The 15,657-nt window shown below is 52.7% G+C and carries 12 protein-coding genes; 5 read left to right on the top strand and 7 right to left on the bottom strand.

All coding sequences use genetic code 11. The features are described 5' to 3' along the window. Positions 1–2: 2 nt before the first annotated feature. Entirely contained in the window at positions 3–2,075 is a 2,073-nt protein-coding gene (locus AO268_RS16760; RefSeq protein ID WP_099169311.1) for a TonB-dependent receptor, read from the bottom strand. Positions 2,076–2,533: 458 nt separating this feature from the next. Between AO268_RS16760 and AO268_RS16755 the strand changes: the two genes are divergently transcribed. Further along, positions 2,534–3,850, top strand: a complete 1,317-nt coding sequence (locus tag AO268_RS16755) for an OprD family porin (protein ID WP_076961628.1) — start codon at positions 2,534–2,536, stop codon at positions 3,848–3,850. A gap of 79 nt (positions 3,851–3,929) precedes the next feature. Here AO268_RS16755 and AO268_RS16750 read toward each other — a convergent pair whose 3' ends face one another. Genes AO268_RS16750 through AO268_RS16740 form a run of 3 tightly spaced genes read right to left on the bottom strand, consistent with a single transcriptional unit; the run spans position 3,930 to position 7,255 of the window. Continuing rightward, complete coding sequence (locus tag AO268_RS16750) at positions 3,930–5,495, bottom strand: M48 family metallopeptidase (protein WP_099169310.1); 1,566 nt, start codon at positions 5,493–5,495, stop codon at positions 3,930–3,932. Between the two features lie 12 nt (positions 5,496–5,507). Continuing rightward, a complete protein-coding gene (locus AO268_RS16745) occupies positions 5,508–5,873 on the bottom strand; it encodes a hypothetical protein (protein ID WP_076961630.1) in 366 nt (121 codons plus the stop codon). Between the two features lie 38 nt (positions 5,874–5,911). Further along, positions 5,912–7,255, bottom strand: a complete 1,344-nt coding sequence (locus tag AO268_RS16740) for a CHASE2 domain-containing protein (RefSeq protein WP_076961631.1) — start codon at positions 7,253–7,255, stop codon at positions 5,912–5,914. 950 nt (positions 7,256–8,205) lie between these two features. Here AO268_RS16740 and AO268_RS16730 point away from each other — a divergent pair. Next, positions 8,206–9,144, top strand: a complete 939-nt coding sequence (locus AO268_RS16730; protein ID WP_069553459.1) for a retron St85 family effector protein — start codon at positions 8,206–8,208, stop codon at positions 9,142–9,144. Then, complete coding sequence (locus AO268_RS16725) at positions 9,141–10,073, top strand: retron St85 family RNA-directed DNA polymerase (protein ID WP_141562821.1); 933 nt, start codon at positions 9,141–9,143, stop codon at positions 10,071–10,073. The genes AO268_RS16730 and AO268_RS16725 overlap by 4 nt, the downstream gene beginning before the upstream one ends. A 38-nt stretch (positions 10,074–10,111) precedes the next feature. Here the strand turns inward: AO268_RS16725 and AO268_RS16720 are convergent, their stop codons facing one another. After that, positions 10,112–11,716, bottom strand: coding sequence for a DUF6119 family protein (locus AO268_RS16720; RefSeq protein WP_099169308.1), 1,605 nt, complete (start codon positions 11,714–11,716; stop codon positions 10,112–10,114). A gap of 242 nt (positions 11,717–11,958) precedes the next feature. Here AO268_RS16720 and AO268_RS16715 point away from each other — a divergent pair, with 242 nt between their 5' ends. After that, complete coding sequence (locus AO268_RS16715) at positions 11,959–12,561, top strand: hypothetical protein (RefSeq protein ID WP_099169307.1); 603 nt, start codon at positions 11,959–11,961, stop codon at positions 12,559–12,561. Positions 12,562–12,755: 194 nt separating this feature from the next. Continuing rightward, complete coding sequence (locus AO268_RS16710; protein ID WP_069553461.1) at positions 12,756–13,388, top strand: hypothetical protein; 633 nt, start codon at positions 12,756–12,758, stop codon at positions 13,386–13,388. Positions 13,389–13,538: 150 nt separating this feature from the next. Here the strand turns inward: AO268_RS16710 and AO268_RS16705 are convergent, their stop codons facing one another. Together AO268_RS16705 and AO268_RS16700 are read right to left on the bottom strand one after the other, a co-directional pair. Then, positions 13,539–13,814 (bottom strand): hypothetical protein, encoded by a 276-nt coding sequence (locus tag AO268_RS16705; RefSeq protein WP_099169306.1) that lies wholly within the window; start codon positions 13,812–13,814, stop codon positions 13,539–13,541. After that, positions 13,811–14,791, bottom strand: coding sequence for an integrase domain-containing protein (locus tag AO268_RS16700; RefSeq protein ID WP_099169305.1), 981 nt, complete (start codon positions 14,789–14,791; stop codon positions 13,811–13,813). The genes AO268_RS16705 and AO268_RS16700 overlap by 4 nt, the downstream gene beginning before the upstream one ends. Between the last annotated feature and the right edge of the window lie 866 nt (positions 14,792–15,657).

Genomic DNA, 15,657 nt, shown 5'->3' with positions numbered 1-15,657 from the left:
GGTTAGAAGTTGTACGTCCCCGTTACCACCAGGCTACGCGGGTCACCAAACTGGATCTGGTTGGCACTGGTTGCCGAGGCGTAGTACGTCTTGTCGCTGATGTTGTTCAGCGCCGCCTTTACATCCCATTCCTTGTGCCGGAAGCCGGCCAGGGCGTCCCAGCGGCCATAGCCCGGCAACACCACGGTATTGGCATTATCGGCATAACGGTCGCCCACCAGGGTCAAGCCGGTTTCGGCATACCAGCCCATTTCCGGTTTCCAGGTGACGAACAGGCTGGCGTTGCGCTTGGCCACGTCGCTGATGCGTTTGCCTTCAAAGCCATTGTTGTCTTTTACCACCTTGGCATCCTGCACGCCGACGCCGCCACGCACATACCAGTTGCCGATGACTTTGCCGGTGGCCGTCAACTCGATACCCCGGGAACGCTGGAGACCGCTGAGCAGGGTGATCAGCGGTTTTTCCGGGTCACGGGTGCGGCGGTTGTACAGCTCCAGTTCATACACGGCAAGGGTGGTGCTCAGGCGGTCGTCGAGCCAGTCGCTCTTGACCCCAATTTCCTTTTGCTTGGTCAGCTCGGGGCTCAGGTCGTTGGCATTGCCGGGGGCATTCGGGGTGATGCCGATCAGGCCGCCACCGGTGGGGGAGAACGTCTTGCTCCAGGACGCGTAGAACGAATGGTTCTCCACCGGCGTCCACACCACGCCGAGCCGTGGGCTGGTGTTGTGGCTGTCGACGTTTTGCCGGGTATTGATGATCTTATTGGTGGTGTCCACTTCAAAACGGTCGTAGCGCAAACCGGCGAGTACTTGCCACTGATCGTTCAGGCGCAGTTGGTCCTGCACATACAGGCCCTGGCTTTCGACTTCGGTGTGGTTGTTGCTGGAGATCCTCATCGGCCCGGTATGGCTCAGGTGCCGGTTGGGGTGGTTCAGATCGAGGCCGGGCACTGTTGCCGTTACCGCGCTGTACAGCTTTGGGTCACGGCGCTGGCTGCCCAGCTCCACGCCGGTCAGCAGGCGGTGTTCCAGGCCAAAGGTGCTGAAGCCACCTTCGAGCTCGACGTTATTGAAGACATTGCGGGTCGTCAGGTCTTGCTGCCAGCGCTGGCGCCCGACCTTGTTGGTCACCGGGTCGTAGCTGGTCTGGTAGGTATTGTCGAAGTCACTGTCGAGCTTGAACACGCCCAGGGTATGGCGCAGTTGCCAGCTGTCGTTAAGTTCATAGGCGAGCTTGGAGCGCAGCGATTGGGTGGTGTCGTCGATGTAGTCGCGAGGGTCGCCGTAGGTGGTATCGCGGCTCACATCGGCCGGGCGCCCGAGCACGCCAGGAATGCCACGGTCCGGGGTACGGTCATAGCGGCTGTATTCGTATTGCACCAGCCAGTTCAACTGCGGGGTCAGTTGCCAGCTGATCGACGGCGCGAACAGTTTACGGTTGCCGCTGACATTGTCGCGAAAACTGTCAGTGTCTTCGTTACCCATGTTCAGGCGCAGGCTGATGTTCTCGCTGGGGTCAGCGCTCAAGTCGGTGTACAGGCTGCGCAGCCCGTTCGTACCGCCCTGGGCTTCGATACTGGAAACGCGCCCGGCCTGGGGCAGTTTGCTGACACGGTTGACGATCCCGCCCTGGCCACCACGGCCGTACAACACGGCGGCGGGGCCCTTGAGTACGTCGATGCGCTCGATGTTGTGCAAGTCGCGCACGTATTGGCTGTCGTCACGGATGCCGTCGAGATAGAAGTCGCTGCTGGCTTCAAAGCCGCGGATACGCAAACTGTCAAAGCGTGTATCGGCGCCGCTGCTGACGTTGGGGATGCCGCTCAAGGCCTGGCCCAGGTCGTTGGTGCCGTAGGCGCGCAGGCTCTCGGTCTTTACCGAATCGATCGCCTGGGGCACATAGCGCACCGGTGTGGCGGTGCGCGTGGCGGTGTGGGTGTCTTTGATGCGCGGGTCGTCCTCGTCGGCTTCGGCGCTGATGGAGGTGGCGGGCAGGGTCGTCGCGGCACTGGCAAATCCGGCGCACAGCAATGCAGAAAGCCCAAGGGTCATGGGCGTCAGGCGAAGGGCAGGCATTAAGGGAGGGCATCCGTAAGAGGGAGAAAAATAACGCGCTAATGATAATGCTTGCTATTTGCGCGCGTGATTCATTCTTGTACTCTTGGGGCGGATAAATGTTTCAAAATGTGTTTTTTGTGGAATTTTACGCCACACTGGAAAATGCGTTACCCACCAGCGGCTTATTCACGGGATGAATTGGGCGAGCGTATAGTTTGCGTAAATAATGGCTAAATAATATCGCTTAGACTTTTTTTGCCTAAATACAGACGATTCACGAAATTGACATGCGGTTCAGGGCACGGATAGGATTCGCCCAACGCCTGTGGCTAACCGCCATGACTTCCCTATAAAAAGGCCCGCGGCACATTCGTTCGTCCGCGGGCCTTTTTTTATCCAGGGAAAGTCGATACAAAAAAAGCCAAATGGAGTCAGGTGTCACAGCGCGTACTCAACCAGTAATAAGGAATAAGAAAATGTTGAATAAACGGATGGGTCTGATTGCTCTGGGGATTTTGAGCGCTACTCAGGCAATGGCAAACGACCAGGAGCAATCCAAAGGCTTCGTGGAAGATAGCCACTTGAACATCGCGGCGCGTAATGCGTATATCAGCCGCGATTACAAAAATGGCAAGCAAGACAAAGCTGAATGGGGTCAGGGCTTCATCGGTAAACTCGAGTCTGGCTTCACCCAAGGCACCGTTGGTGTAGGTGTGGACGTGATCGGTCAGTACGCCATCCGTTTGGATGGTGGCCAAGGTCGCGCTGGCGCTGGTGGTATCGACTTCTTCAAGCAAGGCAACGGCACTGTTGATGCCAATGGCAAGCCAAACCCTGGCCCGGCACCACATGACCTGGCCAAAGGCGGCGCTGCCGTGAAGTTTCGAGTGTCCAACACCGTGCTCAAGTACGGTGATCAGTTCCCTGCCGTACCTGTACTGCAGTACGACAACTCCCGTCTGTTGTCGGAAACCTACACCGGTACTTCGATCGTTTCCAAAGAGATCGCTGGCCTGCAACTTGATGCTGGTCACTTTACCAAGGAAGCTCGCAAGAGCATGGAAGGCACCGACAGCGGTCGCCTGAAGAGCATCGACTACATCGGTGGTAGCTACAAATTCACCGAAAGCCTGTCGGCCGCGCTGTACGCTTCCGACATGCAAGATGTACTGAAGAAGCAATACATCAACGTCAACTATGTGTTGGCCCTGCCACAAGAGCAGTCGCTGACTTTTGACTTCAACGGCTACAAAACCAAGCTGGACAAGAGCTTCGCTCTGGAAAACCAGAAAAACGAAGACGCCCGTGACAACAAGATCTGGAGCCTGGGCGCTACGTGGGCCGTTGGCGCGCATAGCTTCACCGTTGCTCACCAGCGCAGCACCGGTGACACCGGCTACCTGTACGGCGGCTACCGCAACGCTGGCGGCATTGGCGACGGCGGCAACACCATCCTGTTGGCCAACTCCTACTGGTCTGACTTCAACGGTAAAGACGAACGCTCCTGGCAGGTTGGCTATGGTCTGGACTTTAGTGCCTTCGGCGTACCAGGCCTGACCTACAACGTCGCTTACGTGCGCGGTACCAACATTGACGACGGTACCAACCGTGGCGATGGCTCCGAGCGTGAAATCTTCAACCAGTTCAAATACGTCGTACAAGCTGGTCCAGCCAAGGACCTGAGCCTGCGCGCTCGGGCGTCCTGGTTGCGGGTTTCCAACAACGCCAGTGAATACAACGTTGGTGGTAACGAAATCCGTCTGTTCGCCGACTACCCGATCAACGTGTTCTAAGATCGTACGTCGTGCCTGATACCAGGCCATAAAAAACCCCGACGTGTCGGGGTTTTTTTATAGCGGCGAAACGTCAAGCCTAGGCTTTGACCTGCGCCAACTTTTGGCAGTTGGCCTTGCGCGCCGGGTACTGCCCACACTTGCGCAGCACGCTTTGCACCTGCTGGGCATTCTGCAATTGCTGGTTGGCCAGCAGCTTCTCGGTGATAAACAACTCTTCCGAACCCAGGTGGCGCTCGGCTGTGTCGATCATTGCCAGCGCAGCCTTGCCGTCGCCGCGCTTGAGGTAGTAGCTGATCATCAAGTCATAGGTCGAAGGCCCGGCCAGGGACCAGTCCTTGATCGCCTGCAACTCCTTGAGCGCCTCGGCGTTCTTGCCCTGGGCCAGGCGCACGGCGTAGGCGGTGCGGCGGATGTTCGGCTGGTCCTTGACCGGTGAGCGCAAGGCCCGCCGGATAAACGCATCGGCCTCGGGCACCTTGTTTTTGGCCAGGGCCGCAGTGGCGGCATAGGCGTCCTTGTAACCCTGCATGGCCTTGGCCACTGGCGCGGCGTCACGCACCTTTGGCCAACTCGTGGTGTTGACCCGGGCGCGGCGCTCCTTGCGGTACTCGCGTTGCAGGTATTGGCGCAGCTCGGTGTCACGGTCAAGGGCGGACATGTGGGAGCGGTTGAAGTAATCGGTGGTGGCGGTGATGGTATTGGTCAGGCCGTTCTTGACCAGCACGTCCAGCTCCTTGGTAAAGCGGTCGAGGTTGAACTGCTGCAACGAGTCTTGCATCGCGTTCTTGCGGGCGGTGAGAAAGCCCGTCAGCAGCGGCTTTTGTTTACCCTGGAAATCATTCAGCCGTTCCAGGCTATGGGTGGCTGCACGGGGAGCGTAGCCGGCCCGGATCATCAGGTCGGTGCCGAGTAGATCTGCCTGATCTTCCTGGCTGCGGCCCCACGCAGTGCTCCAGACGTTGTCGGAAAAACTGTTGGCCAGCGAGGTATACAGCACAGTATTGCCGATGGTTTTTTGCGTGCCGGCCGGGTCTTTGCTGAACAGTTTCATGGTGCCCGAACTGCGGTCCACCCCGGTGTTGGCCGCCACGGTTGCCAGGGCCACGGTAGAGGCCACCGTGGTAAACATTTCCTTCTGCTGCTGGAAAGCGGCGGCGCGATCATGGTGATGCAGCAGCACATGGCTCATTTCATGGCCGAGCATGGCGGCGATTTCATCTTCGCTACCGACGTTTTCCAGCATGCCCAGGGGCACGAAGATATTGCCGTACGGGTCCGCCGATGGCCCGAAGCTGTAGCTGTCGGTGATCTTCACCTGCAACAGCGGCAACTGCCCCGGCCAGCCCTTGGACAGGCGCGTGACGATGCCCTGCAAGTACACCTGCAGCATCGGGATATCCACCAGGTTCTGCTGGCGTGCCTCGGCGGCAGGCACGGTGCGGCCGTCGTAACTCAGGCGCTGCTGGCCCGCGCGCTGCGGGTCGAGCTTGTAGTACTGGCGCACGTCGGCGTCATTTACATAGTGGCCCTGGACCTGCGACTGGGTTGATGGCCCCACCAGGTTCAGAAACGCCTGGTCTGCACCTTTCAGGGTGGCGCAACCACTGAGCAATGCACTGGCCAGCAATAGATATCCCTTCACCGCGATACTCCTTTATTGGCTGCAGCCGGCGCCGTAGCCGAGCGTGGATTTGTTGTGCGTGTCGCTGGCCAGGCTCTGGGGCATTTGCTGGCACGGTAGCTCCATGACGTTGAGTGGCGGCTCGATGCGCAGGTCTCCAACATCCAGCCAGATTTTCTGGCCGGCCAGTTCCACCTGCACCAGATCCAACGCCTTGTTGAGCTGCAACACCGCAATGGGCTGCTTGGGTGTGTCCTTGCGGGCGATTTCCCGCTGCAGCTTGCCTTGCTCGTCCACCACCTCCACGGGGTCGGCCAGGAACGCCTTGATGACGTGGGTTTCGGCCAGTACCGCCTGGCTGTAGAGCGCGACGAGCAACACGATGAAAATTCTGGTCATCCTTGGTTTCCTTGAGTGAGACGACATGGCGGCACCCTTTAGCGGCCACGGTCGAAGAAGGCTTCGATCCGTTCGCTGAACAGCGCCAATGACAGCAAAACAATACCCAGCACGTTGACCAGGGTGATGTGGTTCAGATACAGCACCCCACACACCGTCAGCAGCATCAGCATGACCAACCCCCACGACGGGTAGGGCGAAGTGAAGAAGCGGACCTCTTGCTGCCGCCAGCGTGTCCAGGCAGGCAAGCCCGCCAGGCGCCGGGCATGCAGGGCCTTGAGCACGATAATCAGCGCCAGCAGCCCAAGCTCCAGCACGTCCACCCAATGCAGGTTCCATCCGGGGAAATTGGCCGGCTCGCGGTCGTAATCCATACCCTTGTTGATCAGGTTGTCCAGGGCCATGGCATGCAGGTAAACCCCGGGGATCAGCCCATGCACGGGCGACTGCACCAGGTCGCCGGTGGAGGTGATACTGGCCCCGACCATCACCAGCCGGTCGCGCAACAAACCGGCCACCAGCGCTTGATCCTCCGGCGCGCTGACCTCCAGGTCGCTGGCCGACAGGGTCAGGCTATACGGGCAACGGGCCTGGGCGGAGTCGTCGAGTTTCCAGAACACCGCCTGGAAAAACTGCGCCACCCAATCCAGCACAAAATTGCGCGGGGGTGCGCAATGCCGGATATCCGCAATCTGCGCCTGCCCGGGTGCCAGCTTCAGGCCCCACTGCACGGCGATCGGCTGCAACTGCGCAGCCGCTTCGGCATCCCGGGGCAGGTCTGCACACGGCCGGTCCTTGCAGAACTGGCGGTACAGCGCCAGGGCCGGGGTCTCCATCAGCCCCAACGCGGTCGGCATCGCCAGGGGGTACTTGTCATCCACCCCCGACCACATCACCAGCCCCGGCTGGCTGAACGCGGCAAATTGCTCGAGGGTATTGGCCTGCCCATTCTCGCCCCGCGTCACCCCGGTATTGGCCAACAGTAAGGGAATACCCCGGCGTTGATAGCGCTCGAACACATTCGCCAACACCTGACTGCCCCGCGTCGGGTCGCCCTGGGAGTGATCGTGGCTGTACAACAAATCCACAAACACCGCCTTGGGCTTGTAGGCCAGCAAGCGCTTGAACAACTTGCTCTGCTCGCTATATGGCATTGGCCACGAGGTGTTATTGCGCATCAGGTAGGCGTCATCGACCAACACCACGGCAATGTGTTGCTGACCGGTGCTGGGGTACTTGCTGGAGAACATCCGGTTGAGCCACTGGGCGGATGCCTTGTCACTGGAGCTGGCCAGGCCGAAGGGGTCGAGCACTGCCAGCAAGACGATAAAAAACGCGAGCAAATAACGGCGGCGATTAAACAGCGGCGGGTTCTTCGACATCCATGTCTCGATAAAAAACGGCGGGTGCTGTTGGGGGCAGGGTTTCCCGCAGCGAATGCATGGGGTTTTAAAGGACGGGGAGGGGGGTGTCAATTAGAAATATGGCTAAGTGCCATCTTATGCTCGCCGCCCTTGGCATCAAGCGGGAGATGACGTCCTCGCTGGGCGCGATTTCACCGTACTCGCGCAGCAGCAGGTTCCTTCGTCAGCAGGCGGGTATCAGTTTTGTGGCGTGGCCCCAGCAGGCGTGCCTGTTGGCAGTGGTGGTCAGGTTGGGGAGTCGGTGACGCGGGGGGGCGATTGATTTGGGGTATAGCCGTGATCCTGCTCATCCCTGTATTTATCGCTGCTCAAGCTTTGACTTGCAAGGGAAAAGGGGACGGATTTATTTTCACGTAATATGCAGGCCGTGAGTACCTCGGGTGGTAAATAGCCAGGTGAGGACGCCGAGGACGTACACGGCAGAGTGGAAAAGGCGGGTACGCTCACCCCCCCAGAAACAACAAAGCCCCCACATTTCTGTGGAGGCTTCGTTTTGTATGGTGCGGCACCAAGAGTCGAATCGCATTGCTATTGAGTTAAAAATCAATGGTTTAAGGTAATAACCTTTGAGGCGCTACCTCTATTTATACCCTGATCGTGGATCAAATAATGGAGGGTGTTCGTTATTGATATGAGCGACTATTCGTGATCTGAAAGAGGAATGAGCTAAAAATTCTTAAATTTCGCGTATGGCATATTGACAGCGTCAATGCCGTTTGGGATATTCGACCCGTTCTTTACGCGTACAAGCTCGGTCTCGGTACCGATGCTTAGTCGGGCGATTAGCCAGACTCTAGAAAATTGCTTGGATTTATTCCGCAGAGAATATCTGCGGCCCTCCAATCGCGGGCTCATTACGGTCCACAGATATTCTCTGCGGCTGTTTCTTGGTAAAGAACCTCTTCTAAATGACAGATCCTCGACTTGCTGCTCTATCATCGATAAAAATAGAGTCATCAAGAGTCGAGTACTGTAAGTCTCACATCGTTCTTCTGTGTGGTGGCCGGTCGCCTGAAAAGGGGCATCCGGACGATCCCACCCCTTCGGTACAGTCGCTACGTCACGCGCTTGAGACAGACCTCAATAATAGAATTGAGTTCTTCAAGCCTGAGGATGTCACTAATTGGCAAGTTGACGCTATCTTTAGAAATCTGATTGATCTCGAGGTGGAGTTGGCTGCAATGTGCTCTCTGGTGGTTATCATACTAGAGAGTCCCGGAGCAATAGCTGAGCTTGGTGCGTTTTCTCAGTTGAAGGAGTTCAACGACAAAATTGTTGCTGTTTGCTCGGAAGGTCACTTTCAGAATGACTCATTCATAAAATTAGGTATTTTTCGACATATCTCAAACGATAAGCGAACTGCAGTAAAAAGTTATCCATTTGAAGTCGGATTTCCACTTACTATAACTGCTGAGATCATAGAGGATGTTGTGGTTGATGTTCAGCGCGAGTTGGACGAACTACCGAAATCGCAGCTTCTTAAAGTATCCAATAGCTCCCATGTTTTTGTTCTCTTGTATGAGCTTATAAAGCTATTTGTTGCCGTTAAAGAGAGCGAGCTATTGGATTATCTTTCCAGGCTAGGAGTTGACGCTGGCAGGGATCAACTAAGGGGCAAGCTTTTTTTGCTTCAGCGATTCAGGCTCATTAGTCTTGAGATTTATAGTGATTCCCAATTTTACGTCGCTAGAAACTCTGAGTTCCACAGGGTTAATTTTTCTGCGAGCTCTTCTGTGCCGATAGATAAGCTACGTATTTCTACAGAGTGTAAAGAGTTCTATAATACTTCGGGAAAAGATAATCACCGGCTTAGAGTTATTCGTCGGCTGTTTGGGGGTGGGAAGTGATCGCCCATAAAACGCTTGAGAAAATGTTGGCTGATTTGTCATTGTCAAGCGAACAGTTAGTACGTGTGGTTTCGAGGGCTCCTTATTCTTATAAAACTTATAGTATTCCAAAAAAGAATGGCGGGTTGCGAATAATCTCTCAACCTGCCAGGGAAACAAAGTATGTTCAACATTGGTTGATTCATAACGTTTTTCATCTATTGCCAATTCATGAGGCCGCGTCGGCATATGTAAAAGGTGCAAGCATTAAAAAGAATGCCGAGGCACACAGAACAAACGAGTACATGGTTAAGCTGGATTTTAAAGACTTCTTCCCGTCTATTAAAATTGATGACCTGATAGCGCACTTTCAGAAAAGCTTGCCTTTTCTTGATTTGCTAGAAATTCGATATATTGCAAGACTGTCATGTATTAATAGAGGGAATGGCGGTGCTCTGAGTATCGGCTCTCCAGCTTCACCAATACTATCGAACTCCATCATGTATGAGTTTGATAGTGTAGTAGCTGATTGGGCATCTCAAAACAAATTTGTTTATACTCGCTATGCTGACGATTTAACATTTTCCACGGCTTTACCTTACGCTTCTGAGTCAGTCGTGCCTGTAATAAAAGATTTGTTGTCTAGTTTGAAATACCCACGCTTAAGCTTGAATGTTGATAAGACGATACATTTGTCTAAGCGAGGGAGCCGCAGGATTACCGGATTAGTAATCACAAACGATGATAAAGTTTCTCTTGGTCGTGATAGAAAGCGAGAAATTAGCGCTCTTGTCCATAAGTATGGTCTGGGACTGCTTGAACAAAAAGACGTGTTTAGGCTTCAGGGATTGCTCGGTTTCGCTGCTGATGTAGAACCGTTGTTTTTATCGCGTTTAGGTAAGAAATATGGGATGAAAACCATATTGAATCTTCTGAGGAAGCGTCAGTGAGACCCGCGGGCATTATTATTCAATCTCCGTGAAAGCGTTCATGGTCTTTCTACTTTGGCGGCGGCTGATATTTTTACGGAGTAACCTCGCTGGGAAAGACTATCATATGCCCTAACAAGGTTTACTTTACTGAAGAAGGGCAGATTGCTTTTCACGTTTGCGGCATCGTCGCCCAATATCAGAAAAACCACTTCATATTCTGCGCTTCGAAAGTTGTCGAGTGGAATGATTTCGCGTGCAGCGTTACTGAAAGTACTCAATACCTTTCTGGCTGATTTTCTAAATTCTCGGTCTCCGAGCAATATCTCTGCGGCGACGCTCCCTTGTGCGAAAAGATGGCTTAGTCCAGCAGATCCCCCTTTGCGATGTTTGACGTGTATGAATTGCTTCTCAGTTGAAAGAAGATCGCACAGTTCAACTGAACTAGTCGATTTGTTGCTTTTGATCAGTCTCTTGTCTAATAGGTGATATCCGTGCATCTGAGAGGCCCTAATATTGTAATCACCTTCAGCCTCTATTTTTGCTTTCTCACCTTCTTGCCACACGTAGACCCCTGGAAATTGAAGTTCAGAAACACCTATATTCGCTAAGCTAGAATTGATTCTCCCTATGAATGAGTTGTCAATTTCATACCAGGTTCCTCCAAATATTATGTTGGTTTTGTTCGCGTTTATTATTTCATAGTAGATGCATTTGTATATTGAGTGATCAAATTCGTTTTCATGTATATCGAAAACATACAAATGATCTCTTTTGACTGACTCGATAGATAATTTTGTATTGTCAATCGTAGATAGATATTTTTCCGATGATACAGTTGGTGATCGATCACTTTTGGCTCGGGTAAAGCTGAAGCCGGTTATCGAGTCCCATTTCTCTATTTCTGGTAGTGTTATAACTATACTCGGATCACGGTCTTTAATTGCTTCAAGCAGAACCCGGTCTAACTGGTCTATGTGTGATTTTTCCTTGATTCTTCTGACGTTGTCTACCCATAGAAAGTCTGTTTTATAATCATCTTTTAGGTAATGGGTTTTTAAATTCTCAGTTATGGTTGGTAAATCGCTGATCTCCATTTCAATACCAAATGAAAACATTGCGTCACCGCCAGAGATATTTTTGAAATCTATACCTGGTTTAGGTGTTCCAGTCACAGCTCTCAATATATCTCTAGATATATCAATGCCAAACACACTAATTTCTGAGTCGCGTGCGGCCTGTGATCTTTTTTGAACCGGTTGGTCTTCTAATGTATGAATATCTACGCTTCTTAAACTTTCGTGATTAAGAGTATTTAAGGCGGTTTTTAGCCCGAAGTCTTGGGCAAAGTTTGCAAGATTTACTAGGTGTCGGCCATAACCAAAAGTTATGGCGAATATGTCGGTATCTGTTTTTATGAATAATACCGCAGAGCTTGATTTGTTTCCGATCTGTATTACGTTGGTTCCGGTAATTGTGTCAACCAATTCGCCCCAATTCGGCCTTTTTTCAACTGTGCGCTTTACATATAAAACTCCTTCTAAGCCAAAATCTGCATCGAGTTCATATGGGACTACGTCCTTATCCAAAACTAGTAGATCCGAGAAACCGTTGATAACGGTATCTGGTTTCATCATGAACACATTTAAGTGACGATATTTCATTCCTGGTATTCTCCCTTCCCTAGGTGATATCTCGTGCATGGCATAACGCTACTCCACCCCTCTGGATATTGCTATAGTTGAAAGAGCTTAGCAATTTTTTTGGAAGGCTGAGTTTTCCAGTGTGGCGAATGTCCATGGTCGTCGAGAGCTGGCTCATTAATGATAGTTGTTCGCGTCTGATGGCGCGGGATTTTTCGATTGGTCACGCCGCAGTGTTCGGCATTACGTATTAAGGAAAAAAGATGAATAAGCCAGACGTTGCACTAATCTATGAAGAGGGCATGCCAAGTGAATTGTATATTGATTTCGAGAAGGCATTGCACAACCCAAATATCCGTATAGCGATTGAGTCTAGGCCCCCTAGTGGACCTCAAGCATGTCTTGAGTGGTTTATTTTTCCAATTGTCGCGGCTTACATAGCAAAACCTTACTTTAAGGCACTTTTTGGGGAGATGGGTAAGGACCATTACTTGCTTCTGAAGGAAAAACTTTCCGAAACAGCAGGCAAGGTGATGTCGCAACCTAAAATAGAGCCAGTCCTCTTAGGATCAGCAGGTAAGCTGAGTACGGAAAATCCATACTCCCTCGCTTTCTCCATATATGCGGAAGCAAATGATGGCAAAAAATTCAAACTACTTCTCCCAAAGAAATCGTCAGTAGAAAACGACTACAACGAAATAGTTAATGTTTTTTTGGATTTCCTATCAGAGTATCATGCAGGAATAAAGCAGCTTGACGAAATTGGTTTTGGCTCTAATGCCAATCCGCCGAGTGGACTTATATTTGTTCGCGTTGATCCAATCACTAAGAGCATCGAATGGCTAGATCACAGACGCAATGGATAATGTAGGGAAGGAGAGCCCGCATAAAAAGATCGGACATCGTCAAAGATGCCTCCGAACTTCCGACGGGCGAGTTTATTCTTGCGAATACTATGACAAGGATTGGAGCTTTTAAAGGTTTTGGCAACCTACTATGGCCTTGATTTTTTTAAAATATGCGCACAAATTTTTTATGTTTTTTATCGGAGTAGTTCGATATGTTTGAGATATTTAACTCTTTAATCGGCCAAGTTGGTGGCGCGGCAATCGTCATTACCGGACTTTCGGCTTGGCTGGGGAGTATTTGGAAGGATCGCATCAGCTTGAGAGAGAAGGCGACTTTTGAAGTTCTTATAGAAAAACTTAAATCAGAGCACTCTCGCCAGACACAGAATCTGGAAAGCGCATTGCAAACCGAGCGTCACCTAGTTCAATTGGGGCATGCAAATCTGATCGAAAAAAGAGCTGTATTTATCGACGAAAGCTACAAGCTTCTCGTTGATCTGCACGAAGCGATATATGAAACTATTCGACCCGATTATTTTGGGAGACAACGACCTTCAATCACGCAGGCATATGAATCGGCATTGCCAAAATTCGATGCCTTCGTTGAGGTTTATGAGAAAAATAAAATTTATTTTTCTAAGGCAACGTCAGAAAGAATTTCAGACTTCTATGTTTCGGCTGCTCAGACATTGGATCAGGCTAGAGTAGCCATGCGGTCAGGGGAGGCGCTGGGGCACGGTGAGACGCCTCACCTTCAAAAATTGTTCGAGAAAGTGAATTACGAAATGCATGAGACTCGGACGGCCGTCGAACAGGAATTCAGACAACTAATGCACGTGCAATGAGTAATATCTATTTTTATAGAGGGGTTTTAATGTTTGGCTTAGACTTATGTCAGTCTTTTTACAACTCTACGGATTGAAAACTTCCAGCCAGAAATGTCAGGGTGTGACCGTTGGTCAGTCGGCCACTTTTGGCCGATTGCTGACCTTCGCCTAACGCTTGAACTGCCAGGATTTCCCTATACGAAGAGTTAGCAAATGGATGGTCAGGAGATAGTAATAGCGCGTCGATTCAGCGTGCTGATTCAGGTGGTGATTTAGAAACCAGTCGAGATGCTTTTGCTGCCAGGTCCATGGATTGTCACGGTGCCAGCGATTAGACATCGCCGCTTGAATGGCCTTTGCTTGGCGTAGGTGACGCTCGCGTGTGGCATGCGACCCGGTCAGTACGCTTGCCAGGAACAGCTCCATATCGAATGGCTTGCTCAAGCTCGTCCCCCGATATACGCCGATACTACGTCGATACGGCCGTGCCCGAGTTCATAGCTGATTTGGTCTCGGGCCGCCTGATCGAGGCGTCGGTCGAGCTGGTAGCAACTGCCACCGTTGATGGGCGCAGGATGCTGGGTGATTTGCTCATAGCGTTCGCACGCATAGGCTGCCCGCAGTTCGTGGAAGCCTTTTAGGTTGTGCGCATGAAGGGTGTCCCGGGCTGGACGGACGATTCGCTTTTGGAAATCGAGGTAGCTTTCGTTCGGTGCAAGCAGGTTGCGGCTGCCGTCGGGCGAGACCTGATCGGCAAACTTCAGCGCGTCACGAATATGATCATCTACCGTAATCCAACGAGGAGCTGATACGCCCGAGCGGCCACCTTTGGTGCCGTCCTGAATGTTGATCTTACCGAATTGCTTGGCTTCACGTTTTAGACGGGATAGGTCCGCCAAAATGGCCTCACGTAAGCGCATGCCGGTGGCTCGCGCTAACTGAGCGATGGCCGCGGCGCGTGGCTTCTGGTGTTCGTAAAGTACGTCGACGATCCGCTGCACGTGTTCGCGGTCTTGGCCTTGTGGAACTGTCGTGCGGATGGTGGTGCGCTGCATTTCCAACGCCTTGCTCGGACTCGGCACCTTCACATACTGATCACCGCGAAGTGCCGCCATGGTTCGGTTGACGCTGGACAATCGGTTTTGTGCGGTGGCGATAGCGAGGTCGCCGCGCTCGACTAAGTGACGTAGATGCGCCGCGTAATCCGACAAGATCTGGCGATCTATCTGCCGTGCATCGTTGAGTCTTGGTCCATCATCTGAGCGACACCAGCGCACAAACGCCTGCCAGCGATCACTGTGCGCCTTGACCGTGCCGTAATGCCCGCCGCCAAACAGATCGCGCAACGCCTGTGGCCCGGCATAACTCAGTTGCCGTCCATATCCAAAATTCCGCCCATCCCGTCTACCTACCAATGCCATGATCAAACTCCTGTCGAAGCCAAATCTTTGAAACTTTCCCCACGTCATCCCGCCACGAATGTTGAGTGTTATCAGGGATCAAGGCCCCTGCGACCTGTGAGGGTTGTCCACTAACGCGGGACTGGCGGCTCTTTACGACCGGGAGCTTGGGCATCTCATGACCTGGCCTCCTGAGCACCTCTGAAGAAGTGGGCGGGTGGAGGCTGCACTGGCTGACGAGACCAATGCCGCGAGATCCTGAGTCGGGTGAAGGCAGCGAAGTGATGACCGGGGCGTGCCTGACTGTCAGTCAGGTGCAGTCCATTCCGTGGGCTGCGGCACCATCATCTGCATCGCTGTTGCTGGTGATTTCGGTGTTTGTCACGCCGATTGTCACGAGGGGGAATGCCGCAAAGCCTTGTACGAGTTGGGCTGCAGCAGCGGTAGGAGCGCCCGTCTCTTTCCGGAAGAAAGAGACGGGCGCAGGTTGGCGCAGTGAAATGGCCAAGCGGATAGGTTGCTGCAGGGCAGCTATGCAAGGGGATGAGTTGCCGCAGTGGGCACACTGGTAAAAGTAGGCATCCATCACATCGCTGTGACCGTGCGAGCCGCCGGACGCTAATCGCACTTTGGGGGAACCACCACCGTGTGGCGTAGCCTTAAAGGTTCTGGCTACCTGGGTTGCTGTCGACGACAGCGATTTGCCCGATCTTTTCTACGCCTGTGGATAATTCGGGTCAAGACTCCAATTTTCGGGAGTTCTGCGGCTGTGGATGAAATTATCCACCGGTGGAAATCAGTGGTTTTCCACAGACAGTTGTGTGGGCTTTAGATTTTTTAAGTGAGGCCCATCCAAGCAGGGCGGCTTTGCAGCCCTGTTTGGATGG

This window comes from Pseudomonas sp. ICMP 8385 (genome assembly GCF_002699915.1).
In the GTDB taxonomy this organism is placed as follows: domain Bacteria; phylum Pseudomonadota; class Gammaproteobacteria; order Pseudomonadales; family Pseudomonadaceae; genus Aquipseudomonas; species Aquipseudomonas gessardii.
Note: the sequence above shows the minus strand (reverse complement) of the source record. Positions and strands in the feature narration are given on the sequence as shown.

Bases quoted from the DNA above. Each gene is read 5' to 3' on its own strand.
- AO268_RS16715 (WP_099169307.1), top strand. From the start codon at position 11,959: ATGAATAAGCCAGACGTTGCACTAATCTATGAAGAGGGCATGCCAAGT.
- AO268_RS16745 (WP_076961630.1), bottom strand. From the start codon at position 5,873: ATGACCAGAATTTTCATCGTGTTGCTCGTCGCGCTCTACAGCCAGGCG.
- AO268_RS16710 (WP_069553461.1), top strand. From the start codon at position 12,756: ATGTTTGAGATATTTAACTCTTTAATCGGCCAAGTTGGTGGCGCGGCA.
- AO268_RS16720 (WP_099169308.1), bottom strand. From the start codon at position 11,716: ATGAAATATCGTCACTTAAATGTGTTCATGATGAAACCAGATACCGTT.
- AO268_RS16760 (WP_099169311.1), bottom strand. From the start codon at position 2,075: ATGCCTGCCCTTCGCCTGACGCCCATGACCCTTGGGCTTTCTGCATTG.
- AO268_RS16755 (WP_076961628.1), top strand. From the start codon at position 2,534: ATGTTGAATAAACGGATGGGTCTGATTGCTCTGGGGATTTTGAGCGCT.
- AO268_RS16700 (WP_099169305.1), bottom strand. From the start codon at position 14,791: ATGGCATTGGTAGGTAGACGGGATGGGCGGAATTTTGGATATGGACGG.
- AO268_RS16740 (WP_076961631.1), bottom strand. From the start codon at position 7,255: ATGTCGAAGAACCCGCCGCTGTTTAATCGCCGCCGTTATTTGCTCGCG.
- AO268_RS16730 (WP_069553459.1), top strand. From the start codon at position 8,206: ATGACAGATCCTCGACTTGCTGCTCTATCATCGATAAAAATAGAGTCA.